Origin of the sequence: Corynebacterium diphtheriae, assembly GCF_001457455.1 — a bacterium.
In the GTDB taxonomy this organism is placed as follows: Bacteria; Actinomycetota; Actinomycetes; order Mycobacteriales; family Mycobacteriaceae; genus Corynebacterium; species Corynebacterium diphtheriae.
Map to the genome: position 1 here is coordinate 1712589 of NZ_LN831026.1, position 24803 is coordinate 1737391.

A 24803-nucleotide genomic window follows, 5' to 3' on the forward strand; every position below is an offset into this window, starting at 1 on the left:
CCCTGTTTTCTCAAGTACAACTAGAGGTTTAATTGATCGAGGTGTTCCCACACTCCAGCGTTTGTTTCAGCCCACAGCGGCTTTGCCCAATCCCCGAAGGAACGATTGGTTAGTGCAACCATTGCACGCTGAGATTCTCGATCTACCCACAAATACGTTCCTGCTTGGCCAAAATGCCCCACGGTGGTGTGTGGCATGACCGCGGCTGTCCAGTGCGGGTTTTTCTCCCCCTTGATCTCAAATCCAAGCCCCCAAGGACACGGCTTATACATGCCATAGCCTGGCACGATCCCATGAAGCTCTGGGAATTGGACAGTACATGCCTGAACAAGTGTTTCTTGCGCGATCAATGATGGCTGCAAAATCTCACGGGCGAAGAGCACAAGGTCGTTGACTGTGGAATAGCTCTCATGTCCAGCCGAACCCCACAGCTGAGTATGTGTCATTCCTAGCGGCTGGCACACCGCCTCGTCGAGATACTGCGCAAACGGCATATCGGCCTCATGAGCGATCGCGTCGGCCAGAAGCTCAAAGCCATAGGAAGAATAGATCCGACGCTGCTCCGGCACCTTGCACGCATCGGTGCTCCGAAAGCCCACACCCGACGCATGAGCAAGTAAATGCCGCACTGTAGCACCCTCGGGTCCGCATGGAGTATCGAGAGCAAACGCGCCTTCCTCAACGGCGATGAGCACCGCATAGGTAGACAGGAGTTTGGTCACGCTTGCGAGTTCATAGCGTATGTTTCCATCGCCTGCGGTAGTCACCGCATCAGATGTCACTACAGCTGCAGAACACTGTTCTACAGGCCACGACTCAACCAAACGCTCAAGGTAGTTCATTCTCCCGATTGTACGGGGAATTCGCCGGTTATCGGCTGGCGAGCCTTTCGCCCGCGCCTAAAACCACGTCGTTCCGATCTGCGCACCAAGGCTGCCACCTGAGCCGCAGTCATATTGACTGGTGCCCACTCGGTGCTGCGGAATAGAATCCAGCCACGCCAATATGCAATGATGGCGAGCCCACTACCTAGAATCGGCGAAATAATCATCCCCAGCGCGTTGTGCTCGAGGGCATAAAATCCCACCATTGTTACGCTTGAAACCAGCGCAGGCACGGCATAGAGCGGGCCACCACCAAAAATGCCCGGTACTTGTCCGGTACAGATATCGCGAATCATTCCGCCGCCTACGGCTGTCAGCACACCCATGAATACCGCGCTTGTCAGTGGCATGCCAAAGCTCAGTGCTTTCACACACCCAGTCACAGCCCACACGCCCAAAATGATGGCATCGCCCGTAGATTTAAAAATCTCCCACGCACGGCCCTGAAAGTTAATCACCAAGGCAAGTACTGCACCTGCAATTGCTAGTGCCAAATAGCGCGAATCGGCGATGGCAGCAGCAGTACCGCGTTGCATGAGGACGTCGCGAAGCATACCGCCTCCTAGGGCGGAAAACAGCGCAAGGAAGACAAAGCCGACCGCATCATAGTTTCGTTGTCGCGCAATGGTCCCACCAATCACGCCATTGAGCACGACGCCAATGAGATCAAAGGTCTGATACATCGTCAGGATATGGGGATCTACTGAATGCACGCGGGTAATCATAACGGAGCCCACTGCGATAAACCCAACATAAACAAAAATTCCCCAGTGTCTAAACACTGAGGATTGCTGCTCCCCCAACTGGACTCGAACCAGTAACCCTTCGATTAACAGTCGAATGCTCTGCCAATTGAGCTATGGGGGATTAGTTGCTTTTGAAACTCCCTTTGCGGTGTTCCCTGCAACGAGATGAAACTATATCCACTCAAGTACACATGTGGCAAATCGCGAGGTCAAAGGATATTTTTTAACACACTAAATTTCAGTTAACGCTTAAGGCTAGTTTTCTGTTTATAATGGCTACGGTCTTCACATGAAGGCGTGGGGCTATAGCTCAGTCGGTTAGAGCCGCGGACTCATAATCCGTTGGTCCCGGGTTCGAGCCCCGGTGGCCCCACAGAAATAGCCGGTGTTCTTTCAACAAAGAGCACCGGCTTTTTCATCCTTACACTCCCTGGGCCTCGAATCTCGCTATTGTGGGAAGTTGTTCTGAGTGTGACTACCTATATCAACATGTGAGGGATAACTATGATTCAGTTCGTCGTCGGAGCAGCCGCCGGATATGTCTTTGGAACGAAGGCGGGCCGTCGTCGCTACGAGCAAATCAAGAAGGGCTACCAAGCGGCAGTCTCTTCTCCAGTGACACACAAGGCTGTTTCGGCTACTCGCAAGGCGATTGCCAATAAGCTTGATCCGCAGCCTCGTATGAAAGAGGTCAAAAACCTCAGGCGTAACGACGACTCCGTGATCTTAGAACCCGATCACGATTAGGAGAGTGCGGGGGTGGTTGTAAGTGCCCCCTTACCGTATGCTCAATACCAACGTAGATACGTCTTTACTCCCTGAAAGGTTGGAAGTCTTTATGACTCACCGCATTCGTCGTTCCCTCACCACCGCAGCTGCTGTTTTGGCTCTCGGGGCTGCAATTTCTGCTTGCTCTCCCCCACACCAAGTTGATTCGGACACCAAGGTAGATACCGCTACCAGCGCCAAGGTTGCTCAGCCTTCTGCAGCTTCTGAATCTGCTATGGCTGCTCCTAGCGACGACAAGAATGCCGAGATTAAGGCTTCCGCTACCGAGAACCTCACCAATGGCCAAAACATCACTGTAGAGCTTTCTGGCCTGAACCCAGAGGTTGGGTACTACGCCGCTATTTGTAACGCCGCTACGCCAACTGGTGCTCCAGCACCTCTATGCACCGGACAGCACGCAGACACTTCCGCACAGGCGTGGATCAAGGCTGACGGCACGGGCACCACCGCACTTAACTCCGATGGCACTGCTACGGTGAACTTGACCGCTGCAGCTACCGGTCAGGGTGTTAACTGCAGGACCGATAAGTGTGTAATCAAGGTCTTTGGCGATCACACTGAAGGTTTCCGCGATGTGACCGAGGTTCCTGTCACCTTCGCTTCTTAAGAAGATAGAAAAAGTGCCGCAAAGGATAACACCTTTGCGGCACTTTTTCTATTTAAAAATCTTTTCTAGAAGTTCACGGCGGGTTTGTTCCAGAGCCACGAGATCCGCAAACAAAGAGTTATATGCTTGCATATCTTCTGAAGGACGCATGCGCTGCATTGCCCCTTTGAGCTGGGCGATTTGGTTGCCGATGCGTTGTTCCATCAATCGCGCCAGCGTGGTATCTGTGTGGGCTTCGAGCCCCCACTCGTCCAAAATGATGTGTTCTACGGCCAGCTCAGAGACCAACGATTTGCCCACCATGTCGTAAACATTGTCACGGACAGCGTCGAGCCACGTGGAACCACGAATCGCATCGCTGCATCCACCAGCGGCCACGATTGCTTTCCTGACTGCCGCATAGGACTCGTGGGTAAACGCATCGTCGGGGAGGCTATCAAAGTACTCCCCTGCGTGTTCAGGGTATTGTAGCGCGATTTTGAGGGCCTCTCGCTGCGGCCATAGCCGTGGCTCTTTTCGGTCCGGCATGACCAACATGGACTGAATCATCGCTGGCTGACTATTAGAGTCGATACGGGTTGCCCTGCGCTGGCGAGGCTGGGTTTTAGGTCGGCGTTCTTCGGCTCGGACTTGTTGCAAAACCTCGTTAGGATCAGGCCAACCCACCCAGCCGGCAAGCAATCTGGCATATTCAGTTTTTAGAGCACGGTCGCGTATCGACGCCACAATGGGCACGGCACGTCGCAACGCTTGGAGTCGCCCTTCCACTGAGTCCAAGGGATATTCCGAAATCAAAGTTCGAATGATGAATTCGAACATGGGGACTCGCTGTGCTACGAGATCACGCACCGCTGCATCACCTTTTGCTAGGCGCAGATCGCATGGATCCATGCCGTCAGGGGCAACAGCCACATAGGACTGTCCACTGAATTTTTGGTCGCCCTCGAAGGCACGCATAGCAGCTTTTTGTCCGGCCTCATCACCATCGAAGGTGTAGATAAGGGATCCAGCGAAGTAGGCGTCGTCAAGCATGTATCGACGCAGGATTTGTAGGTGTTCTTCACCGAAGGCTGTACCACAGGCTGCCACCGCAGTAGTGATTCCCGCTGCATGCATGGCCATCACATCTGTGTAGCCTTCCACGACCACAGCTTGGTGTTGGCTAGCGATAGATTTTTTCGCCAGATCTAGGCCAAAGAGCACTTTCGACTTTTTGTACAACAACGTCTCGGGGGTGTTCATGTATTTGCCGAGTTTGTCGTCGTCAAAGAGCTTGCGAGCACCGAAACCAATCACATCACCGGACACCGACTTAATCGGCCAGAGCAATCGACGATGCAAGCGGTCGATTGGGCCGCGTCGCCCCATAGTGGATAGGCCTGCTGCTTCAAGTTCTTTGAATTCAAAGCCCTTGCGCAGCATAAATTTGGTCATGGTATCCCAGCCTTCGGGTGCATAACCGCACTCAAAGCCATAGATATGCTGTTGTGAAAATCCCCTGTCCAAGAGGAATTGGCGAGCAACTGCTGCCTCTGGGGTTTCTAATTGTTGGCGATAGAACTGGTGGGCTACACGGTTTGCCTCAATAAGGCGTTTGCGTGTTCCTGGTTCTTCGCGTCGAGCCCCGGTGGTTCCACCCTGATAATTGATCTGATAGCCGATTTTTTCGGCACAGACTTCTACAGCCTCTGGGAAAGTTAGCTGTTCCATCTCCATGAGGAAGGAGAAAACGTCGCCGCCTTTTCCAGTGGAAAAGCAGTGGAAGTATCCATGGTTGGGCCGCACATGAAATGACGGCGTTTTCTCTTCTTTGAACGGACTCAGACCTTTCAACGAGTCCGCTCCGGCAGGCTTGAGCTGAACATATTCCCCTACGATTTCCTCGATGGGGGTTCGCTCACGAATCGCCTGAATGTCACTATCTGGTATTCGACCCTTGCCTGCCATAGTGAGTGTTCTACTCCACCGTCACAGACTTGGCCAAGTTACGTGGTTGATCCACGTCGAATCCCTTGGCTGCCGCAACACCGCATGCAAAAATCTGCAGTGGAACGGTGGCCAACAGTGGCTGCATCAAAGTCGGCGCTTGTGGAATACGAATGATGTGGTTTGCGTATGCCTCCACAGCATCATCGCCTTCTTCTGCGATAACGATCGTGATGGCACCACGTGCGCGAACTTCTTGAATGTTAGACACGACCTTCGCATGCAAAGAATCACGACCGCGCGGCGACGGAACAATAACGAAAACGGGCTGCCCTTCCTCAATCAGTGCGATAGGACCATGTTTGAGCTCACCGGCGGCAAAACCTTCAGCATGCAAGTAGGCCAACTCTTTGAGCTTCAGTGCGCCTTCTAGAGCCACAGGGAAACCAACATGGCGGCCGAGGAACAACACCGAGGTTGCATCCTTCATGTCCTGCGCCAAGGTCTTTACTTGGTCTTCTACCCCATCAAGAACTGCCGATACTTTGTCAGGGATATTGCGGAGCTCACCCAGAACAGCATTGACCTCGTCAGCAAACATGTTGCCACGCAGCTGAGCTAGGTACAGGCCCAAAAGGTACGTTGCGGTGATCTGTGCCAAGAATGCCTTGGTAGAGGCCACAGCAATTTCTGGTCCTGCATGGGTGTATAGGCAGGCGTCTGATTCGCGAGGAATGGAAGAACCATTGGTGTTACAAATAGCAATCACCTTCGCACCTTGTTCGCGTGCGTGGCGAACAGCCATGAGCGTATCCATAGTTTCACCCGACTGTGACAAAGCCACCACGAGGGTTTTCTCATTCACAATGGGGTCGCGGTAGCGGAACTCGTGTGCAAGCTCCACCTCGGTTGGGATACGGCACCAATGCTCGATGGCATAACGCGCAACGTGACCAGCATATGCTGCGGTGCCGCAAGCAATCACAATAATTTTGTCAATGCTGCGCAGCGTAGATTCGTCGATACGCAACTCATCTAGGGTGAGCTTGCCGGACTCGTCGAAACGCCCCATGAGGGTATCTCGAACAGCAGCAGGCTGCTCATGGATTTCTTTTTCCATGAAAAACTCATAGCCGCCTTTTTCAGCAGCTTGTGCGTCCCACTCCACCACAAATGGCTTGCCTTCGGCGTGATTGCCATGGAAGTCCGTGATGTCGTAGCCATCGGCAGTGATGGTCACGATCTGGTCGTTATCCATCTCCACAGCGTTCTTGGTGTAGTCGATAAACCCAGAAACATCGGAGCCGAGGAAGTTTTCGCCCTCACCCACGCCGATAACAAGTGGGGAGTTTCGACGCGCTGCAACAATGCGATCCGGAGTTTCTGCGTGAATTGCTAGAAGGGTAAAAGCTCCCTCTAGGCGCTGGCAGGTCAGCTGCATGGCACGAGTGAGGTCTTTGTTAGCCTCATTATTAAAAATGTGCCCCAGAAGGGTTGCGGCTACTTCGGTATCCGTTTCTGAGACGAAGTTGTGCCCAAAGCCCAATAGCTCGGATTTTAGTTCAGCAAAGTTTTCAATGATGCCGTTGTGTACGACGGCAAGCTTGCCACCATCGACAACATGTGGGTGCGCATTGGCATCGGTAGGGCCACCATGGGTTGCCCACCGCGTGTGCCCAATACCTAGGCACGATTGCGGCATGGGGCTTGTTTCCAGTTCTTGTTCTAGGGCTTGCACCTTGCCAGCTTTTTTACGGAAGCTCACAGCACCGTCAGCAACTACGGCAACGCCTGCAGAATCGTATCCTCGATATTCCAAGCGCCGTAGCCCTTCGAGAACCACATCGAGAGCAAAATAATCACGGCCAGGTACCGATGTCCTGCCTACAAATCCAACGATTCCACACATACATCGCACTATATTGCATTCTTTGTGCTAGTGCAGTTTCTGCAGCTAGTAGGTCAGCATCTCATTCTTTGATGTGCGACAATGGTGCTCATGTCTGGTGCGAAATCTACGCCTTCTCATAAAAACCCACAGTCGCTGGTTGCCGCCATTGCAGGTCTTGCCATAGCAGTTGCCGCCGGATACTTCGGCCTGCAGCCTGCTATCCGGCCTCACGAAGACGAATGCCCTGTGGAATCCTTACCACCGCAGGTAAAAGATACGATCGCGGATATTACTGCGGGCGGTCCGTTTGATTACCCAGACAATGACGGTGTGCGCTTTGGCAATTATGAGGGGCATTTACCGCGAAAGGATCGCAATTTTTATCGTGAGTACACGGTAGAAACCCCAGGTCTGCGTCATCGCGGTGAGCGCCGCATTATTACGGGTGGCGGTTCTAAGACGAGCCCGCAGCAATGGTATTACACCGATGACCATTACGAGAGTTTCTGTGAGATCCCTAATGCCCACTAGTATTTCTGTTTCTCGTATCCGCAGCCTCGACGAGTTTTACACGAGTGTGATGGCCCAGTTAGAGCCTTCTCGCAGTGCACCACACAACCTTGATGGACTGGCGGATGTCTTGCGTGAATTCCATGTAACTCGTATCAATTGCAGCTCTTGGCAACTTTCGGTGGCTGACTCAGAGCGCGTGATGCATGTGCTTGTCGACGAGCGCGTTGCCCTCGTCATCACCCCATAAAGCTGCTGAGCTCGGCAGATTGCTTTGCGACGCGTTCCAAGCGTGATTCTGTCATCGAAGAAATATTGTCGATGATGACTCGCTGGCGCTGAGCTTCAGATTCTGCTTGTTCCCACCACAGGCGGAACATGGGATCTAATGCTCCTCTACCGCCGGCTACGAGGTAGTCATACACACGGTAGATACGCTCACGCTGGCGATCTTGGCGCTGGAGATGTGCGGGATCATCCATGACATATAAGACGGCAATAGTTTTGAGCAGGGTGACTTCAGCCAGCACTTGATCTGGAACAACTACTTGTCCTGTGGAACGTCCAAACACCCCTGTCGGGTTCGCTGCCCGCGATGCTTCGATAACCGCACCCACATATCGGCCAACTAATTGGGATGTCATGGCTTTAAGGTCAACATAGCCACGCAGTGATCCGTCGAAATCAGCAGCAGCAGAAATGATCGGTAGTTCACGAAGATGGTCAGCGGCGTCGACAAGCGCTTCTGGAGTACCGCCAAAAGCTCGTGCACCTTTTTCTGCAAGCTCTGCAAGCTCAACAAAATCCCATAGCACCCCAAGGTGTACTCGCCCCGACACGATCCCATCTTCGACATCGTGAACGGAGTAGGCGATGTCATCGGAAAAATCCATTGCTTGGGCTTCCACACACGCCGAAGTGTCCTCGTGGCCTTGACGCACCCACTGCAAAATATGGGCGTCTTCGTCATAACAGCCATATTTTTTATTCACGCTGCCATCAGGATTAGTTTTGGTCCGCGGATACTTACACGCAGCATCAAGGGCAGCACGCGTGAGGTTAAGACCGTAGGACTGATCGTGGTCATCAACGATTTTGGGCTCAAGTTTGCTCAAAATACGCAGCGTTTGGGCGTTTCCTTCGAACCCACCACAATCTTGAGCAATTTCCGCCAAGGCTTTTTCACCATTGTGCCCATAGGGCGGATGGCCAATATCGTGTGTCAACCCAGCCATTTCGCATAGATCGGCATCAAGGCCAAGCCCCGTACCAATCCCGCGCGCAATTTGCGCAACTTCGAGTGAGTGCGTCAATCGAGTCCGCGGGGTATCTCCGTCACGTGGTCCTACTACCTGAGTCTTATCAGCTAGCCGACGCAAGGCTGCCGAATGCAATACCCGAGCGCGATCCTTGGCAAAAGGACCTCGTTCATCGTGATGTGCAATGATTCGGCTGGGCTTTTCGGGTTCGTCGAAACGCCGCTGCCAATCAGAAGAGGAATAGCTAAACATTTTCGATCACCGCTCCTCGCGCAGCTGCTCATGGCGTGCGCGTCGCGACGGCCGCAACCAGGCTTGGAGACGTCGTAACGCATCTTCTACTTTTTGCGCTACATCCTTTCCAGCAACTAACTCAATTAACACGACACAAAGACCACCTTGTTCGTGCACAAACGTCCACCACCACTGCCACCGCGGAAAAGTTGTGGGGCAATACGGGGTAGGCGACGCCCACGCAGCAATGCCTTCCGAACGAGCAATAAGCTCAGCTCGCAAGCTGTGGTTTGGATCAGTAATGATCAAAATAGGTTGCTCTAGCTCGGACAGCGCCGCACGAAGAGATCCCCGTGTATCGTGCCCTTGCTCAACAGCAACGATCAAATCGGAATCCACATGTTCTTTAATCAGGTATTCCCGCGCCACCGCAGCCTCAGTAAAGCGATCCTCTGGCAGTTTCCCACCCACAGTGACAACTTTTTGGCTCCGTTGCGTATGCCACTGCTCCGCGGCCCATTTCAATCGGCCAGCAAACTGCCTCGATGGCACGCCGTCGTACTGCGCGGTACCTAACACAACAATCGTAGGAAAACGCTTGCGGGAGTTCTTAGGACGAATGCGGCCGCGCACCACCATCGCAAGCGGTGGAATACTTGCAAGAATTGCACATAACCGAAGTGGCTTCATACCCATTAGCATGCCAGATTTTCTCCCCCGCGATGTTCTTACCCACTTTGACTAAGCTGGTGAACATGCATTGGAGTATAAAGCAGGCATCCAGATTGTCCGCCATCGCACTGGCAGCCTCCGTTGTGGGCCTGCCCACTGCCGCGCTAGCGCTGCCACAGCTATCCATCCATGTGGAAGCCGCCGCGCCTCAGCGCTATGTTGACATAGTTACTGACGAGTCAGGGGTACTCAGTCCCGATGACATTGCCGGTATTACTGAGAAGGTTCAGCAATTCCAGCAAGAAACTCGTCGGCAAATCCGCATTATCTTCGTTGATTCATTTGACGATGTCACCCCAGAAGTTTGGACAACCCAAGCGGTTCGCTCCAATGGCGATAGGAATGTGGCAGTTTTCGCTGTCGCGGTAAAGACTCGCGAGTTTGGAATAAACGGTGGCGACGACTGGGATCCGCATGCCCTTGACAACATGTACAACGCTGCTTACGACCACCTCTTAGAAAAAGACTGGGCGGGCGCAGCTTATGGCGTTGTAGATCAAGCCAATAACACCTCGGCAACCTCGTCCTCACCGGCCTCCGGCCCCACATCTTCGGTTGACAATGCTTGGTTGGGTGCTGGTGCCCTCGGCATCGCCGCTACTGGTGGCGGGCTGTGGGCTTATAGCCGCCGTAAGCGCACCACCTCGTACAAGCACACCTTGGAGTCTGCTCGCTCGATCAACCCTGGGGATACCCAAGCGCTTCATGCTTTGTCGACGGATACCTTAGCCGCACTAGCGCAGGAAGAATTGGTCAGCACGGATGAGTCGATTCGTCGGGCAAAAGAAGAACTCGAGATCGCCGTTGCCGAATTTGGTGCGGAGCGTACGCGCGCTTTCCGCCGAGCAATGAACGATTCCACAACTACTTTGCATAAGGCGTTCGCGCTCAACCAGCAGGCTCAAAGCACCTCGAATCCCGCGGAACGCCATGCCCTCTACGTTCAAATAGTGTCTACGTGTGGGCTTGCCGACGACGCCCTCGATGCTGAGGCCGCCAACTTTGCTCAACTTCGTAATTTGTTAGTCAATGCCGACTCCGTCCTGCTCAACTTGACTCAACGCATTGTGGATCTGCGCCAACGACTGCCCGGCGCGGCTAACACCTTGGAGAGCGTCAGTGCGAAATACTCCGATTCAGTAGTCTCTTCGATCAGGGACAACTTGGATATAGCGAAGGTGAGTATCGCTGAGGCGGATCGAAGCCTTGATGCCGCCCGCGAGTTGTCCTCGCGCCCCGCTGGCGAGCAGGCAGGGCTTGTCGACGCCATCCGTAATGCGGAGAATGCGGCAAATAATGCTGACAAACTCATCGCGGCCATCGAACATGCCGATGCCACTATTTCAACGGCTCGATCCGGTATCCCTGCTTTAATTACGGAGATTTCTGAAGAGATCGCCGAGGCACAACAATTGCGGGAGTCTAGTGATCAGATCACTCCTGAAGCCGGTTGGGCGGCTTTTGATGCCAGCATTGTTGATGCCCGATCTGCACTTGAGTTCGCCCACGCTCATGCAGACCAAGATCCTCTTGAGACGTGGTCAACACTTACTGCAGCAGATTCCGCGCTCGATATTCAGTTGGCGTATGCACGCGATGCTGCTGCCGACCACGAGCGACGCTCGATGGTGTTCCAACAGCAACTGTCCTCAGCACAATCAAGTGTTCAGATGACAGCAGATTTTATTAGCACCCGCGGCAGAGTAATTAAGTCGGCTGCTCGAACTCGCCTCGCCGAGGCCGAGAAGCTTCTCGCCCATGCACACAATGCTGCGTCTTCTGACGTGGTACGGGCGACAGATTTTGCGCGTGAAGCCGATCGCACAGCACGCTCAGCGTTATCGCTGGCAAAGCGCGATTACCGCGACTACCAACAGCGTCAGTCGTCTAATCGTGGCGGCGGTATGGGCGGCATTATCACCGGCATGGTACTCAACGAGATTTTGTCGAATAATAATCACCGTGGCGGTTTCGGCGGTGGCTTCGGAGGCGGTTTCGGCGGTGGCTTCGGAGGCGGTTTCGGCGGTGGCGGAGGTTTCCGAGGCGGTTCGTTCTAGATTCGCACGTCGAAAGGAGCGTCGATAAGCCGAGCTACGTAGACGGCAAAGACGAGGTCCGTTGTCCGAATCGCACTGCCGGCGTCAATGGATAATCCATTGATCTGCGCAAGGCAGTGTCCGCTAGAGTCTACGAGCTCGCGGCGACGCCACCCTGCTCGCCGCATCACGTACTTGCGACCAGCACATTCGACGGTGATGCTCTTCATTCCGGCGTGTGTACGCGCGGTCGCTTGCAAATCTTTGGCGTTGCATTGCCAAGTCCAGGGGGTCGGCCGTGCGACGTCGACTGGAATCTTCTGGTTTGCAATCGATAAAGCTCCTCGGCTGCCTTGGGCAACTATGTGCCCTTGGTGGTCGAGGAGCTTTTCGCCACACCAGCGGTACGCGGTCATGTGCGTTAGAGCAGTGCCCACACGACTGCTGGCATGAGGAGCAGGATGAAGAAGAAGAGCCCCAAGGTGAAGCTGCTGAGTTTAGCCTCTAGCTCGGTCCTAGTGACAGCAGAAAGGAACACTTTCTGCTGTAGGTTCAGCCCAGAATCTTTTTCAAACTCAGTGTAGCTTTTTCGAACACCGCTGTTTCCACCTGAGAACTGGCCGATTTTTGTTTCCTCCGGATCAGAGTCAACATACACCCAGTCGTTTCTGTTCTCATTGATAGCGCGAACATTTCGATCACCGAGAGAGATTTCGATTCGCTTTGAGCGGGCGAATCCCTTCTCCCCTGCGTCTGCAACGAACTCCTCACCGCCGGCGATGGCGGCGCGCAAGATTTTCTTGTCGGAGCTTAGCGTCCATGCGACTCCATCAACATCGACGGTTTGCTCCGCATGAATGTCGATGGGGAATGTCGCAATGGTGTTGTCATGGTCGTCGAAAAGGTCGATGTGGTTTTTCCGACGATTACCCCAGCTAGTGAAGTCCATGGCTTCCTTCCAGAGATAGGAGATATTAGCAGCCGATCAGACGAGCCGCGAGGTAAGACTGCAGATCGTCGAGTGCCACACGTTCTTGGGTCATGGTGTCGCGTTCGCGAACGGTCACGGCGTTATCTTCGAGGGTGTCAAAGTCAACAGTCACGCAGAATGGGGTGCCGATCTCGTCTTGTCGACGGTAACGACGACCGATTGCACCGGAGGTGTCGTAGTCGACGTTCCAGAACTGACGCAGTTTTGCGGCAACTTCTTCTGCGACTGGTGTCAAAGTGTCTTTCTTGGACAATGGCAAAACAGCAACCTTGACTGGTGCCAGACGTGGATCGAGCTTGAGCACAACGCGCTTGTCCACACCGCCCTTGGCGTTTGGTGCTTCGTCTTCGCAGTATGCGTCGACGAGGAAAGCCATGAGTGCACGGGTTAGACCGAAGGAAGGCTCAATAACCCATGGCACGTAGCGTTCACCGGTGGTCTGGTCGAAGTAGCTCAAGTCTTCGCCAGATTCCTTGATGTGGCAGCCGAGGTCATAGTCGGTGCGGTTTGCAACTCCCATGAGCTCGCCCCAAGGGTTTCCTTGGAAGCCGAACTTGTACTCCATGTCGATGGTGCCCTTGGAGTAGTGTGCGCGATCTTCTTCAGGAACGTCGAAGCGGCGCATGTTGTCTGGGTTGATGCCTAGATCAACGAACCAGTTCCAGCAGTCATCGACCCATTCGTTGAACTTCTGATCAGCCAGTTCTTCTGGCACGAAGTACTCGATCTCCATCTGTTCGAATTCACGAGTACGGAAGATGAAGTTACCTGGGGTGATTTCGTTTCGGAAGGACTTACCGACCTGCGCGATGCCGAATGGTGGCTTCATACGAGCCGTGGTCATCACGTTCTTGAAGTTTACAAAGATGCCCTGTGCGGTCTCCGGACGCAGGTAGTGCAACCCCTGTTCGTTGTCCACGGGGCCGAGGTAGGTCTTCATCAAACCTGAGAACATCTGTGGTTCGGTCCAGTTACCAGGCTGGCCGGTTTCTGGGTCTGGAACATCAGCTAGGCCGTTTTCTGGCGCATGGCCGTGCTTTGCTTCATACGCTTCGATCAGGTGATCGGCGCGGTAGCGCTTGTGAGTATGAAGGGATTCTACGAGTGGGTCGGTAAAGGTGGCAACGTGTCCGGAGGCAACCCATACCTGACGAGGCAAGATGATGGACGAGTCGAGGCCTACGACGTCTGCACGTGCCTGGACAAAGGTGCGCCACCACTGCTTTTTAATATTTTCTTTCAGTTCCATTCCCAATGGACCGTAGTCCCATGCGGATCGGGTACCACCGTAGATCTCACCACAGGGATAAACGAGGCCACGACGCTTACAGAGGTTGACGACCGTGTCAATGACATTGTTCTGTGCCACGGGATTGAACAGCTCCTTTTAAGTAGTGAGATAAAACGGCGACGGAGGTTATTCCTTTTATATCCGTACCTTCGTGACAGTCTAACCCGTCAAGTACTTTTCTTCGACCTGTAAGCCACTTAGCGCAAATTCGTACAAAATCCCCCTTTTTGGTTAGTTTAAAATGAATAAATTTAGGCTACATACACTCTAGTGGCATAGTTTATTTTAAGTAATCACTATTGCTACTCCGTTTCGATCGAGGGTGTCAGGTGTTTTGTGTGTGAGGCTCTGATCCAGAAGGAGTTTCACTGATAATGACTACCGTGTCACCGAGGAAAGGTCATGACCCGAACAGGGTCAACGAGATCAGCGCTAAGCTGATGGAAAATCCGGAAATCGCCGAACTGATCGGCGAGTTGTCGACTTCCACCGATGATGCCAGCGACCTGGTCAAAGGTCTTTTGCAGGCATCGATCAACGCTGGTCTGCAGGCTGAAATGGACGCGCATCTGGGATACGCGCACTCTGATCGTACGGCGAAAGCCCAGCTGGGCACCCCGGATGGTGGCAATCACCGCAACGGGTCGTACACCAAAACCGTCAACTCTGGCTACGGCACCTTTGATGTGACTATGCCCCGGGATCGAGCTGGCACGTTTACGCCGCGGATGCTGCCTAAAGGCACCCGCCGTCTGACGGAGCTTGATGACATGATCATCTCCCTGTACGCCGGTGGGATGACCGTGCGCGATATTCAGCACCACCTCGCCACCACCCTCGGGGTGGATATGAGCCCAGATACGATCAGCACCATTACCGACGCGGTGTTAGAAGAGGTCATGATCTGGCAAAACCGCCAGCTCGACGAGTTCTACCCAGTGATCTTCCTCGACGCGCTGCGAGTGAAGATCCGCGATGGCCACCGCGTGGTCAACAAGTCTTGCTACATGGCGGTAGGCGTCGACATGGACGGCATCAAGCACATCCTGGGATTGTGGATCGCAGACAATGAAGGCGCCAGTTTTTGGGCATCCGTGTGCGCTGACCTTGCCAACCGTGGGGTCCAAGACGTGTTCATCGTCTGCTGCGACGGGCTCAAAGGCCTGCCGGAAGCCGTGGAGGCAACCTGGCCGAATTCCATGGTGCAGACCTGTATCGTGCACCTGATCCGGGCGGCCAACAGGTGGGTGTCCTACCAAGACCGCAAACCCGTATCAAGTGCGCTACGGGAGGTCTACACCGCACCGACCGAGGACACCGCCCGCGCCGCCCTGGACGCATTCGAGGCCAGTGAACTGGGCCGTAAATACCCGCAATCGGTCAAAGTCTGGCGCGACGCCTGGGACCGGTTTGTGCCATTTTTGCAGTTCCCGCCTGCGGCACGGCGGGTACTCTACACCACGAATTCGATCGAATCGCTGAATGCTGAGCTGCGGAAAGCCACCCGCAACCGCGGCCAGTTCCCGAACGATACCGCGGCGCTGAAAACGCTGTGGCTGATGATCTGCAACATCGAGGACAAGCGCGCTGCCCAGCGAGCGAAGAAAGCGAAGCGCGCCATCGAATGCAACGGCTATATTGAAGGAGCGAAAGCCACCGGGTGGAAACAAGCCATCAACCAACTAGCCGTGGCTTACCCCGACCGATTCGCGGACTACTTGTAAACCAAGCCCCCCCCCGCACACAAACAATCGGACACTCTCTTTCGATCCCTCATACAGCGGCAGTATGCAATCGTTTTACATCGCCTCGTGTCCCCCAGAAGAAAGTAGTAGTCGCTCATGGAACCTTCTCCACGACCATCATCACTGAATACGCTGGGAGATGCCACTGTGATGAGCTCGGATCAAAATCTCGACATGATCCAAGAAGACCCATCATTGATTTCTGACATTTTGAGTGCTCTCGACTCGAATACCAGAATTCAAATCCTACTTCTTCTACATAAACGCGATCATTATGTTTTTGAGCTAGTTCAAGCCCTCGGCGGAAGCCAACCTTTGATTAGCCAGCATCTAAGAGTTCTCAAGCAGGCACACATCATTGACAATGAGCGCCAAGGGCGTCAAATTATTTATCGCCTTAAGGAACCGATGATCGTAGACATCATTGCGAAAGTCGGCCTACTTGCTCAAAAAGTTTCAAAAGTAACAGCCTAAATATTTTCAATTCAACACCGTTAACACCCCCGCTACCATGCACTCCCAGCTAAACAGAGTGTTTTCAATCGGGCACCATCTCAACATTCTGTTGAAAAAGGAGTACGCTTAGTGTTGAAAGAGTTCTTGCCACAGTCTCTTTAACTGCCACATCGCAAAAACTTAAGGAATGCTCCATGAATCGCACCATTGATCGTTCGGTCCCGAAGTTGGGGGTTCGTAGCACCCGTCAGCGCACTGCTGTCGTTGGGGTTCTCAAAGATCTTGATTATTTCGCTTCTGCCAAAGTGATTCATCAAGAACTGACTAAACGTGATCTCAAGGTCGGTCTGACAACTGTGTACCGAACCTTGCAATCACTTTCAGAAATCGAAGCAGTCGATGTCCTCCATATGTCCAATGGCGAAACCCTCTACCGCCACTGCTTGAGCGATGAACACCACCACCACTTGGTGTGTACTGAATGTGGCCGCACCGTGGAGATCGATGGCGGTCCAGTAGAAAAGTGGGCTAAAGAAGTAGCCCAGCTACATGGATTCCAAGTAACTGGGCACGATGCCGAAATCTACGGCCTCTGCGAAAGCTGCTCAGCAGCAACCGAATAACTCTTTTTATCCGAGCGCTACTCCAAACGCTTTGCCTAAGAGGTAGGTCACACCCGCTGCGGCCATACCAATGGCAAGCTGGCGAAGCGCTCTTTTTAGTGGCGGTTTGCCCGACAAAATACCAGTGATACTTCCTGTAATCATCAAGGCCGCACCAACTAATACGGTTGCGATCACTGCTGCCGCAACCCCTGAAACGTTAAAGAAATACGGAATAACAGGAATCAGCGCGCCAAAGCCAAAACAGAAGAAGCTCGATACCGCTGCCGACCATGCACCGTTACTAGGTTCGTCGTTGCGGGGTTCGTCGATAATTGCTTGATCTTCAGCATTACGCAAATTGACAAATGCTTCTGCGGCCTTTTGCTCCGCGTCTGCCTCCGACATACCACGAGCACGGTAGACAAGTGCTAGTTCGTTGGCATCCACATCAAGCTGCGGAATGTAATTTTTCGTCCCTGGGTGCGGTGTCGATGCCTCGAGAAGCTCGTTTTGGCTCTTCACAGAGATGTACTCCCCCGCGCCCATCGATAGCGCACCGGAAAGCAAACCAGAGATGCCTGTCAACAACACAATATTGGGGCTAACCCCTGAAGCAACTACGCCGAGCACCAACGCAAAATTCGATACCAACCCATCATTGGCACCAAAGATTGCAGCACGGAAGTTTCCGCTCATCTGTTCACGGCCACGAGCCGCAAGTCCGCGCACGATTTCTGCGTGAATAGCCTCATCGGCTTTCATTTGTTCAGTGGCATCGTCATCATCTGCATAAGGACTACGCTGCTCCGCAGTCTGCATCAGTGCGAGGGCAAAGACCGACCAAAAGTTCCGCGCCAAAAATGCCAGCATTCGAGTGGAAAAATCAGGGCTTTTGGGCATGCCAACATAATCGCCGAGGAGATTACGCCAATGCTGTTCGTGACGCGCCTCAGCATCGGCAATCGCTAACAGAATCTCACGTTCTTCACCGTCTTTGCGGTGCGCTAGCTCCCGATACAATGCGGCTTCAGCGCGTTCATTGGCAAGATACTGGCGCCATCGCCTGATCTGTTGAGATGTGGGCTGCGTAGTTGTCATTTGGTACCCCCAAACCGGCGATCACGTCGAGCATATTCTTCGACTGCCGCAAACAAATCCTCAGGTGTGTAATCAGGGAACAATTTGTTTTGATACACCATTTCCGCATAAGCAGACTGCCACAACAAGAAATTAGATGTGCGCTTTTCCCCTGATGGGCGCAAGAACAAATCAACATCGGGCATATCAGGCTCGTCGAGGAACTGCGTGAAGGAATCTTCAGTGATCTCCTCGGGGCGTAGTGTTCCGACTGCGGATCGACGAGCGATCTCACGGACGGCATCGACGATTTCTGCGCGGCCACCGTAGTTAACGCACATAGCAAGCGTCATGGTGGTGTTGTCCTTGGTGAGCTCTTCTGCAGCTTCCAATTCTCTAATAACGCTGCGCCACAGTCGTGGGCGCCGTCCTACCCAACGAACTCGCACTCCTTTTGCGTTAAGGGCATCACGTTGGCGCCGCAGGACGTCGCGGTTAAATCCCATGAGGAAGCGGACTTCGTCGGTAGAGCGCCGCCAATTTTCGGTGGAAAAGGCGTAGGCAGACAGATACGGAATACCCATAGCGATACAAGCGTCAACCATATCGAGGAGAACAGCTTCACCGCGCTTATGGCCTTCGGTGCGCTTGAGTCCCCGATTAGTTGCCCATCGTCCGTTGCCGTCCATGACGAGCGCGATGTGCCGCGGGAGGAACTCTTGCGGAATCTGTGGAGGTACGAGTTGCTTGGTCACCCCGACTATTCTGCCACTATCACACTTGGTCAAGCACACTGAGGCTGGCAAGACCGCGTTCCACATGCCATGACAAATGGGATCGGATGAGTGCATGGGCTTGTTGATAGCGCTCCGGTGTACCAATTTCGGCTACTGCATCACGGTGCCCTTGGGCCATCAGCCACATCATATGGAGGGTTTCTGGGTCTACTTCTTGCGCACCTAGGGGGCGGCAATGCACGCACACTGCCCCACCTGGGCTGGGATGAAATGCATGATGTGGACCTGATGCCCCGCATTGTGCACAATCAAACAGGCTGGGTGCCCAACCAGCAATGTTCATTCCTTGCAGTAAGAAAGTGTCTACTTCAGCGACAGGATGCGCACAAGTCTGCATGTTTTTCAGCGCTGTGACGGTGAGATCAAAAAGACGAGGCTCGTCTCCTACCGCGAGCTTTTCGACGCCCTCCAAGATCGAGCTGGCAGCAGAAAAGCGTGTGACATCATCAATGATCTTAGCCCCGAAGTATGCCACGGTATCGGCTGCTGTAATGGACTCCAGATTACGGCCACGATAGAGCTGAACGTCTAGCTCAACAAAGGGTTGTAGCCGTGAACCAAATCGACTTTTTGCCCGACGCACGCCCTTAGCAACACCGCGCACGATGCCACGACCGCGGGTAAAAAGCACTATGATGCGGTCTGCCTCACCAAAGTCGTAGGAGCGAACCACAAGGGCTCGCTCCCGATAACTTTCTCGACGCACTAGAACCCTAGTCGGCCTAGCTGCTTTGGATCCTGCTGCCAGTTCTTGAGCACCTTGATACGAAGATCCAAGTACACATTGCTTCCCAAAATCTTGATGATTTCTGGGCGCGCATTGTGAATGATGCGACCAAGGCGGCGGCCATCTTTACCGATCAGGATCGATTTTTGTCCTGGACGCTCAACATAGATCACCGCATGAACGTCGAGAACTCCCTCACGCTCATCGTTTGGCAAGATCTCATCAATTTGCACCGCTACGGAGTGCGGAAGCTCATCTTTGAGTCCGCTCAATGCGGCCTCACGAATCAGCTCAGAAAGTCGAGTCTCCGTGTCATCGTCAGTGATGTGATCATCAGGGTAGAACTTCGGACCTTCTGGCAGCAGCCGCGTGATCACGTCGAGAAGCACGTCACGTTGTTCACCGGTAACGGCAGAAACTGGCACTACCTCAGAATTACCGCCGAGCAGCTCGTGAAGCTCCATGAGCTGCACTGCCACCTGATCACGACTTGCCTTATCAACCTTGGTAACGATGCCCAGCAGCGGTGTCTTAGGTGCTACCTTCTTTACCGCATCAAGAATCCAGCGATCACCTGGGCCGATCTTCTCATCAGCAGGAACCGTGATGGCAATAAGATCCATATCGGCATAGGTATCTTTCACAACCTCGTTAAGGCGTTCACCCAACAACGTGCGTGGCTTATGTAAACCAGGGGTATCTACCACGATGATCTGCGCATCCTCGCGATGCACGATGCCACGAATGGGGTGTCGCGTTGTCTCCGGCTGGTTAGCCGTGATCGCAATCTTCTCCCCTACCAAAGCGTTGGTCAGCGTAGATTTTCCGGTGTTGGGTCGTCCAACGAAGCTAATAAAACCAGAGCGAAATCCCTCGGGTGTGTCGGTGAAGCTCACCTATCTCCTTATGTTGTGTGAAAGAACTTAAAAAGTGATTCTATGCCAATGTTAGGCGATCTGCTCAACCTCAAACTGAAGGCGAGGATGTGCAATGGCTTCTTGGGACTCGATAATAAGCAATTCGCGCGAATCCGCTGTGAAGGTAGTTTCGATCAAATCGAATACTGACGATGCTGTACGTGCGAGAGCGTCTGCAGCGTCGCGCTCGCGAATGTAATGACCCGTAAACAGTGCAGCGGTCACATCACCGGAACCATTGCGTTTAAAGTCGATGAACGGAGTTCGCACCAACCATGCTCCCTGCTCATTAGCAGCGATCATCTCGATCGCATCAGCGGGAGTTTCTGGGCGACGCACCGAGGTCACGAGGACGGTATCGGGTCCCATTTCCTGTGCAGCAGCGATAGCTTCAAGCGTCGAGGTAGTATCGTGCGCTGGCACGCCGGTCAAGTACTCCAGCTCAAACTGGTTAGGCGTGATGATGTCTGCCACTGGGACCACCTTGTCGCGCAGCAATGGCGGGATGAGATCCGATACAAAACAGCCAGATTTGGCATTGCCCATGACGGGATCGCAGGCATACACAGCTTGGGGATTCGCCTCTTTGATCCGCGCAACTGCGTCGACGATCACATCAGCTATGTCAGAACCACCTTGGTAGCCGGACAAGATGGCGTCGATACGCTCGAAAGCGCCGCGCTGTTCCATGCCGTCGATCACGTTACGCACCTGCGCTGCAGGAATGAGCTCGCCACCCCACTGCCCATAGCCGGTGTGGTTAGAGAAGTTCACCGTATGAACCGGCCATACTTCATGCCCAATGCGTTGCAATGGGAACACTGCGGCAGAGTTACCAACGTGGCCGTAGGAAACATGGGACTGGATCGACAAAATGTTCATGGGGTTCATCCTATAGTTCGGAAAGCGATTCGACAGGCAAAACAGACACGAGCACAGATCGAACTTGAATTCGACCGCGCCTATCACGTCCGCCTTCGGCTTGAAGCTGCAAACCAGACGTGGTCACTGTGGTACCTGGCAACGGGATTCTGCCTTTTTCAAAGGCAATGAGTCCGCCCACGGTATCCACTTGATCGAGAATTTCCTCGCTGAACTCGATTTCTCGGTCAAGATCCTCGTCGATGGTTTCGATAAGATCATCCAAAGACAATCGCGACACAACGCGATAGGTAGGCAACTCCGTGTCGTTTAGTCGTTCGATCGGAGCCATTTCTCGGTCATCGTACTCATCGGCGATTTCACCGACGATTTCTTCGAGGATGTCTTCAATCGAAATCAAACCGGCAATACCGCCATACTCGTCTACCAGCATGGCGATGTGGTTGCGATCATGTTGCATTTCGTGCAACAGCGCATCGAGGTTTTTAGAGTCGGGAACAAAAGTTGCCGGTCGCATAACGTCATCTACCAGCACTGAACGACCGCTATCCGTAGAATAGTAGGTGCGCTGAACTAGGTCTTTGAGATAGACGATACCGATGATGTCATCAACAGTTTCCCCGATCACTGGGATACGCGAAAAACCCGATCGCACACACAAACTGGTGGCCTGACCAGCCGTTTTACCTGATTCGATCCACACCATATCTGTACGGGGAACCATCACAGATCGTGCGGTTGTCGACGCCAAATCGAAAACGGATTGAATCATCCGACGTTCTTCGATCTCCACCACGCCGTGCTCTTGGGCGATGTCGACCATTTCACGCAGTTCTACTTCAGTGTTGTAGGGGCCGTCTCTAAAACCAGGCCCCGGCGCGATGATATTGCCAATGCGAATGAGTAACCGCGCAATTGGTCCTAACAGTTTCGCAAGCGCACTGAGCAAAAATGCCGAGGATAAGGAGACTGTATAAGGATTTTTGCGGCCCACAGTTCGAGAAAACACACCGACGACGGTGAAGGTTACTAGGGCCACCCCAACAATCGCTGCGGTAAGCGCCCACGTCTCATTATCGATGATCTCCAGTGTGAGCATGGCGGCAAACACCGCAGCAGTGACATCAAGAAAAGTTTTGAGCAGCACCAAGAGATTGATGTGCTCTGCTCGTTTTTCTACGACGTTGAGTAGCACTCGTGACGCACGAGTTTCTTTATCTTTGTCGATTTGCTCCACACGAGCAAGCGAAATGGAACTGACTGCTGCTTCGACGGTTCCTAGCAATCCTGAACACAACAAAGCAGCAAGAGTAATCAGCCCTAAAACTACAGGGCTCACTGCGGTTCCCCAATAGCCGGAATGCCGCCACCTGGTACAAGTTTGTCTAGTTCTGCACGGTCAGCAGCAGAAGGGAATGCCCCTGCGTTGCTCGGTTTTGGCTGGAATTCTACGCCACGACGTACACAGTAGGTGTACCAGTCCTGCAGCAACTCATTCTGCAGGGCAAACATTTCTTGCTCGTCTTCCGGCTCGATGTGGTCGTACCCTAGCAAGTGCAGGCAGCCATGCGTGGTTAAAAGTGCCAATTCATGCCCCATATCGTGGCCGGCCTTGGCTGCTTGCTTAGCTGCAAATTCGGGGCACAAAATTATGTCTCCGAGCATCGCGGACCCAAAAGGTTGAGCGTCGGGGCGCCCCATGCCTGGGGTTAGTTCGTCCATGGGGAAACTCATTACGTCGGTTGGCCCTTCTAGGTCCATCCAGCGCACGTGAAGATCGCTCATAGTGGCAACGTCAACGACGGAGATGGTGGCTTCGGCGTCAGGGTGCACATCCATCTCGCCGAGCACGAACGTGGCGACGTCGATAAGCGCTTCTTCGTTAACGCCGTCGAAGCCAGATTCGTTAACAACTTCGATACTCATTTATTTGTCCTTTAGTTGTTCTTCATAGGCGTCATATGCATCAACGATCCGGCCCACAAGTTGGTGGCGAACCACATCGTCCGAACCAAGCTCGGCAAAGTGAACGCCTTCTACTCCACGAAGAATATCGCGAACTAACCGCAAACCAGATTTTTGTCCCCCAGGCAGATCCACCTGCGTGATGTCACCTGTGACCACCATCTTGGATCCAAACCCGAGACGAGTTAAAAACATCTTCATCTGGGCAGGAGTGGTGTTTTGGGCCTCATCCAAAATCACAAACGCATCGTTGAGCGTTCGACCACGCATATAAGCCAGCGGAGCTACTTCAACGATTCCGGCCTCCATGAGCTTAGGAATAATTTCTGGGTCCACCATGTCGCGCAAAGCGTCGTGAAGCGGACGCAAATAGGGGTCGATTTTCTCATTAAGCGTGCCAGGCAAAAATCCCAGCTTTTCGCCGGCTTCAACCGCAGGTCGCGTCAAAATAATGCGGTTGACTTGTTTAGCCTGCAAAGCTTGCACGGCCTTAGCCATCGCCAAATAGGTTTTTCCAGAACCGGCAGGACCTAAACCAAACACAATGGTGTTGTGGTCGATAGCATCAACGTAGTCTTTCTGACCAAGGGTTTTGGCGCGAATGACTTTACCGCGACGTGCCACGATGTCACTTGCCAGCACAGCACTTACAGAATGCGGGGTGTCTTCTGCGACGATTGCTACTGCATTTTTCACGGCATCTGGGCTAATCGCATGCCCGCGTTTTGCCATGGATTGCAATTCTTGTAGCACGCGAATGCCACGAGAAACTTCAAAATCGCGCCCGCTGAGCGTCGCACGGGTACCGCGCACAAAAATGGTGCAATCGAGTAGGTTTTCCAGCACTTTGAGGTTTTGATCATTGATCCCCAAAATTGCTTGAGAGTATTGCTCGTCCAGTTCAATGGCGCGAGTTATAAAGTCAGCCAACGTTTCGGTTCAACCTATCTGAGAGAAAATGTTCGTTGTTTGCCACACTACCAGCGAGAAGTCTGTACTCCGAGAGCAGCCAGCGCCACGATTCCCGCTGATGCAGTCCGCAGTACCTCGGGGCCGAGCTTTACGGCGCGGGCACCAGCTTTACGGAATGCTTCTGCTTCGTCGGGGCTCACTCCACCTTCGGGGCCAATGATTAAGGCAATTGACTTTGCGGTGCTGACATCAACCGTAGCGAACGGCACTGCGGCGTCCTCGTGAAGCACCAGCACAACGTCGAATTGCTCGAGTTGTTCTGCGATCTGAGCGGTGGTCATTGGCTCGGCAATCTCGGGGATTCGAGTGCGTCGCGACTGCTTCGCAGCGGCGATTGCTGCTTGCTGCCATTTGAGCACGCCCTTGGATCGTTTGGCGCCGACCCACTTGGCTACGCATCGATGCGCTTCCCACGGAACGATCGCATCGGCGCCACCTTGGGTAAGCAGATCAACGGCCAATTCTGAGCGTTCCGATTTCGGAATCGCTTGGAAAACAGTCACCGTAGGTGTGGGGGTGGCTTCTTCATTGCATTCGAAAACTTGAAGATTTAGCGTACTTTTCCCGCTTGTCGACGCCACTGTCGCTGTTGCCCAACCACCTCGGCCGTCGATCAGTTTGATCTGCTCGCCTGCTGTCATCCGTTTAACGCTGACCGCGTGGCGTCCTTCTGCCCCATCGAGGACAACATTTCCGGTAGGAATCTCACTGTGCTTACCGGCGACGAGGTCTTCGAGGTTATAGATAAAAACTGGAAGCGACAT

General features: G+C 53.4%; 26 protein-coding genes and 2 tRNA genes. 9 read left to right on the forward strand and 19 right to left on the reverse strand.

Annotated elements, in window-relative coordinates; genetic code table 11:
* Positions 1-20 precede the first annotated feature (20 nt).
* The 3 genes from AT687_RS08220 to AT687_RS08230 form a co-directional block, all read right to left on the reverse strand.
* Complete coding sequence (locus tag AT687_RS08220; RefSeq protein ID WP_014303686.1) at positions 21-842, reverse strand: serine hydrolase domain-containing protein; 822 nt, start codon at positions 840-842, stop codon at positions 21-23.
* Positions 839-1609 (reverse strand): trimeric intracellular cation channel family protein, encoded by a 771-nt coding sequence (locus tag AT687_RS08225; protein WP_035103763.1) that lies wholly within the window; start codon positions 1607-1609, stop codon positions 839-841. Before AT687_RS08225 ends, AT687_RS08220 begins: the two co-directional genes overlap by 4 nt.
* Before the next feature lie 69 nt (positions 1610-1678).
* A tRNA-Asn gene (locus tag AT687_RS08230) sits at positions 1679-1751 on the reverse strand.
* A 178-nt stretch (positions 1752-1929) separates the two neighbouring features.
* Here AT687_RS08230 and AT687_RS08235 point away from each other — a divergent pair.
* The 3 genes from AT687_RS08235 to AT687_RS08245 all read left to right on the forward strand — a co-directional run bounded on the left by AT687_RS08235 (position 1930) and on the right by AT687_RS08245 (position 3026).
* Positions 1930-2003 (forward strand) — tRNA-Ile (locus tag AT687_RS08235).
* A gap of 131 nt (positions 2004-2134) precedes the next feature.
* On the forward strand, positions 2135-2377 hold the full coding sequence (locus tag AT687_RS08240; RefSeq protein ID WP_003852302.1) for a hypothetical protein: 243 nt from the start codon (positions 2135-2137) through the stop codon (positions 2375-2377).
* 91 nt (positions 2378-2468) lie between these two features.
* The gene (locus AT687_RS08245) at positions 2469-3026 is read left to right on the forward strand and encodes a neocarzinostatin apoprotein domain-containing protein (protein WP_014303687.1); all 558 of its coding nucleotides are present in this window, start codon (positions 2469-2471) and stop codon (positions 3024-3026) included.
* Positions 3027-3074: 48 nt separating this feature from the next.
* Here the strand turns inward: AT687_RS08245 and dnaG are convergent, their stop codons facing one another.
* Entirely contained in the window at positions 3075-4973 is a 1899-nt protein-coding gene (dnaG, locus tag AT687_RS08250; RefSeq protein ID WP_014319215.1) for a DNA primase, read from the reverse strand.
* A 10-nt stretch (positions 4974-4983) separates the two neighbouring features.
* Positions 4984-6861: a glutamine--fructose-6-phosphate transaminase (isomerizing) gene (glmS, locus tag AT687_RS08255; RefSeq protein WP_014319216.1), complete on the reverse strand. Its 1878-nt coding sequence runs from the start codon at positions 6859-6861 to the stop codon at positions 4984-4986.
* Between the two features lie 81 nt (positions 6862-6942).
* Here glmS and AT687_RS08260 point away from each other — a divergent pair, with 81 nt between their 5' ends.
* Together AT687_RS08260 and AT687_RS08265 are read left to right on the forward strand one after the other, a co-directional pair.
* Entirely contained in the window at positions 6943-7374 is a 432-nt protein-coding gene (locus AT687_RS08260; RefSeq protein WP_014319217.1) for a guanyl-specific ribonuclease, read from the forward strand.
* On the forward strand, positions 7364-7603 hold the full coding sequence (locus AT687_RS08265) for a barstar family protein (RefSeq protein WP_021335131.1): 240 nt from the start codon (positions 7364-7366) through the stop codon (positions 7601-7603). The genes AT687_RS08260 and AT687_RS08265 overlap by 11 nt, the downstream gene beginning before the upstream one ends.
* Here AT687_RS08265 and AT687_RS08270 read toward each other — a convergent pair.
* Both AT687_RS08270 and AT687_RS08275 read right to left on the reverse strand, forming a co-directional pair.
* Positions 7593-8864, reverse strand: a complete 1272-nt coding sequence (locus AT687_RS08270; protein ID WP_014319218.1) for a deoxyguanosinetriphosphate triphosphohydrolase — start codon at positions 8862-8864, stop codon at positions 7593-7595. The two genes, AT687_RS08265 and AT687_RS08270, sit on opposite strands and share 11 nt — an antisense overlap.
* Positions 8865-8870: 6 nt before the next feature.
* Positions 8871-9548, reverse strand: a complete 678-nt coding sequence (locus AT687_RS08275; RefSeq protein WP_014319219.1) for a YdcF family protein — start codon at positions 9546-9548, stop codon at positions 8871-8873.
* 53 nt (positions 9549-9601) lie between these two features.
* Between AT687_RS08275 and AT687_RS08280 the strand changes: the two genes are divergently transcribed.
* Positions 9602-11635 (forward strand): TPM domain-containing protein, encoded by a 2034-nt coding sequence (locus AT687_RS08280; protein WP_041740536.1) that lies wholly within the window; start codon positions 9602-9604, stop codon positions 11633-11635.
* On the opposite strand, the gene AT687_RS08285 is transcribed toward AT687_RS08280, so the two are convergent.
* Genes AT687_RS08285 through AT687_RS08295 form a run of 3 tightly spaced genes read right to left on the reverse strand, consistent with a single transcriptional unit; the run spans position 11632 to position 13974 of the window.
* On the reverse strand, positions 11632-12030 hold the full coding sequence (locus AT687_RS08285; protein WP_014307141.1) for a hypothetical protein: 399 nt from the start codon (positions 12028-12030) through the stop codon (positions 11632-11634). The genes AT687_RS08280 and AT687_RS08285 overlap by 4 nt on opposite strands.
* A 5-nt stretch (positions 12031-12035) precedes the next feature.
* Entirely contained in the window at positions 12036-12563 is a 528-nt protein-coding gene (locus AT687_RS08290; RefSeq protein WP_014319222.1) for a hypothetical protein, read from the reverse strand.
* Between the two features lie 25 nt (positions 12564-12588).
* Complete coding sequence (locus AT687_RS08295) at positions 12589-13974, reverse strand: glycine--tRNA ligase (RefSeq protein ID WP_014303695.1); 1386 nt, start codon at positions 13972-13974, stop codon at positions 12589-12591.
* Between the two features lie 296 nt (positions 13975-14270).
* Here AT687_RS08295 and AT687_RS08300 point away from each other — a divergent pair, with 296 nt between their 5' ends.
* The 3 genes from AT687_RS08300 to AT687_RS08310 all read left to right on the forward strand — a co-directional run bounded on the left by AT687_RS08300 (position 14271) and on the right by AT687_RS08310 (position 16720).
* Positions 14271-15620: an IS256-like element IS1132 family transposase gene (locus tag AT687_RS08300; RefSeq protein WP_014319011.1), complete on the forward strand. Its 1350-nt coding sequence runs from the start codon at positions 14271-14273 to the stop codon at positions 15618-15620.
* 117 nt (positions 15621-15737) lie between these two features.
* Positions 15738-16115 (forward strand): ArsR/SmtB family transcription factor, encoded by a 378-nt coding sequence (locus AT687_RS08305; protein ID WP_014303696.1) that lies wholly within the window; start codon positions 15738-15740, stop codon positions 16113-16115.
* A 176-nt stretch (positions 16116-16291) separates the two neighbouring features.
* The gene (locus tag AT687_RS08310; RefSeq protein WP_003852326.1) at positions 16292-16720 is read left to right on the forward strand and encodes a Fur family transcriptional regulator; all 429 of its coding nucleotides are present in this window, start codon (positions 16292-16294) and stop codon (positions 16718-16720) included.
* A 6-nt stretch (positions 16721-16726) separates the two neighbouring features.
* Here AT687_RS08310 and AT687_RS08315 read toward each other — a convergent pair whose 3' ends face one another.
* From AT687_RS08315 to AT687_RS08355, 9 genes are read right to left on the reverse strand one after another with little or no spacing between them, the layout of a single operon-like run.
* Positions 16727-17800, reverse strand: a complete 1074-nt coding sequence (locus AT687_RS08315; protein ID WP_014303697.1) for a VIT1/CCC1 transporter family protein — start codon at positions 17798-17800, stop codon at positions 16727-16729.
* Complete coding sequence (locus AT687_RS08320; protein ID WP_014308555.1) at positions 17797-18534, reverse strand: isoprenyl transferase; 738 nt, start codon at positions 18532-18534, stop codon at positions 17797-17799. Before AT687_RS08320 ends, AT687_RS08315 begins: the two co-directional genes overlap by 4 nt.
* Positions 18535-18553: 19 nt before the next feature.
* Positions 18554-19282 (reverse strand): DNA repair protein RecO, encoded by a 729-nt coding sequence (gene recO, locus AT687_RS08325; RefSeq protein WP_014319224.1) that lies wholly within the window; start codon positions 19280-19282, stop codon positions 18554-18556.
* Positions 19282-20199, reverse strand: coding sequence for a GTPase Era (era, locus tag AT687_RS08330; protein ID WP_003852330.1), 918 nt, complete (start codon positions 20197-20199; stop codon positions 19282-19284). The genes recO and era overlap by 1 nt, the downstream gene beginning before the upstream one ends.
* A 51-nt stretch (positions 20200-20250) precedes the next feature.
* Entirely contained in the window at positions 20251-21102 is an 852-nt protein-coding gene (gene pdxY, locus AT687_RS08335) for a pyridoxal kinase PdxY (RefSeq protein ID WP_014302185.1), read from the reverse strand.
* A gap of 10 nt (positions 21103-21112) precedes the next feature.
* Entirely contained in the window at positions 21113-22441 is a 1329-nt protein-coding gene (locus AT687_RS08340) for a hemolysin family protein (RefSeq protein ID WP_014319225.1), read from the reverse strand.
* Positions 22438-23028 carry an rRNA maturation RNase YbeY gene (gene ybeY / locus AT687_RS08345; protein ID WP_014319226.1) on the reverse strand — a complete coding sequence of 197 codons (591 nt, stop codon included), beginning with the start codon at positions 23026-23028 and terminating at the stop codon, positions 22438-22440. Before ybeY ends, AT687_RS08340 begins: the two co-directional genes overlap by 4 nt.
* A complete protein-coding gene (locus AT687_RS08350; RefSeq protein WP_014302186.1) occupies positions 23029-23997 on the reverse strand; it encodes a PhoH family protein in 969 nt (322 codons plus the stop codon). It abuts the gene before it with no gap.
* Between the two features lie 47 nt (positions 23998-24044).
* On the reverse strand, positions 24045-24803 hold the full coding sequence (locus AT687_RS08355) for a 16S rRNA (uracil(1498)-N(3))-methyltransferase (protein ID WP_003852338.1): 759 nt from the start codon (positions 24801-24803) through the stop codon (positions 24045-24047).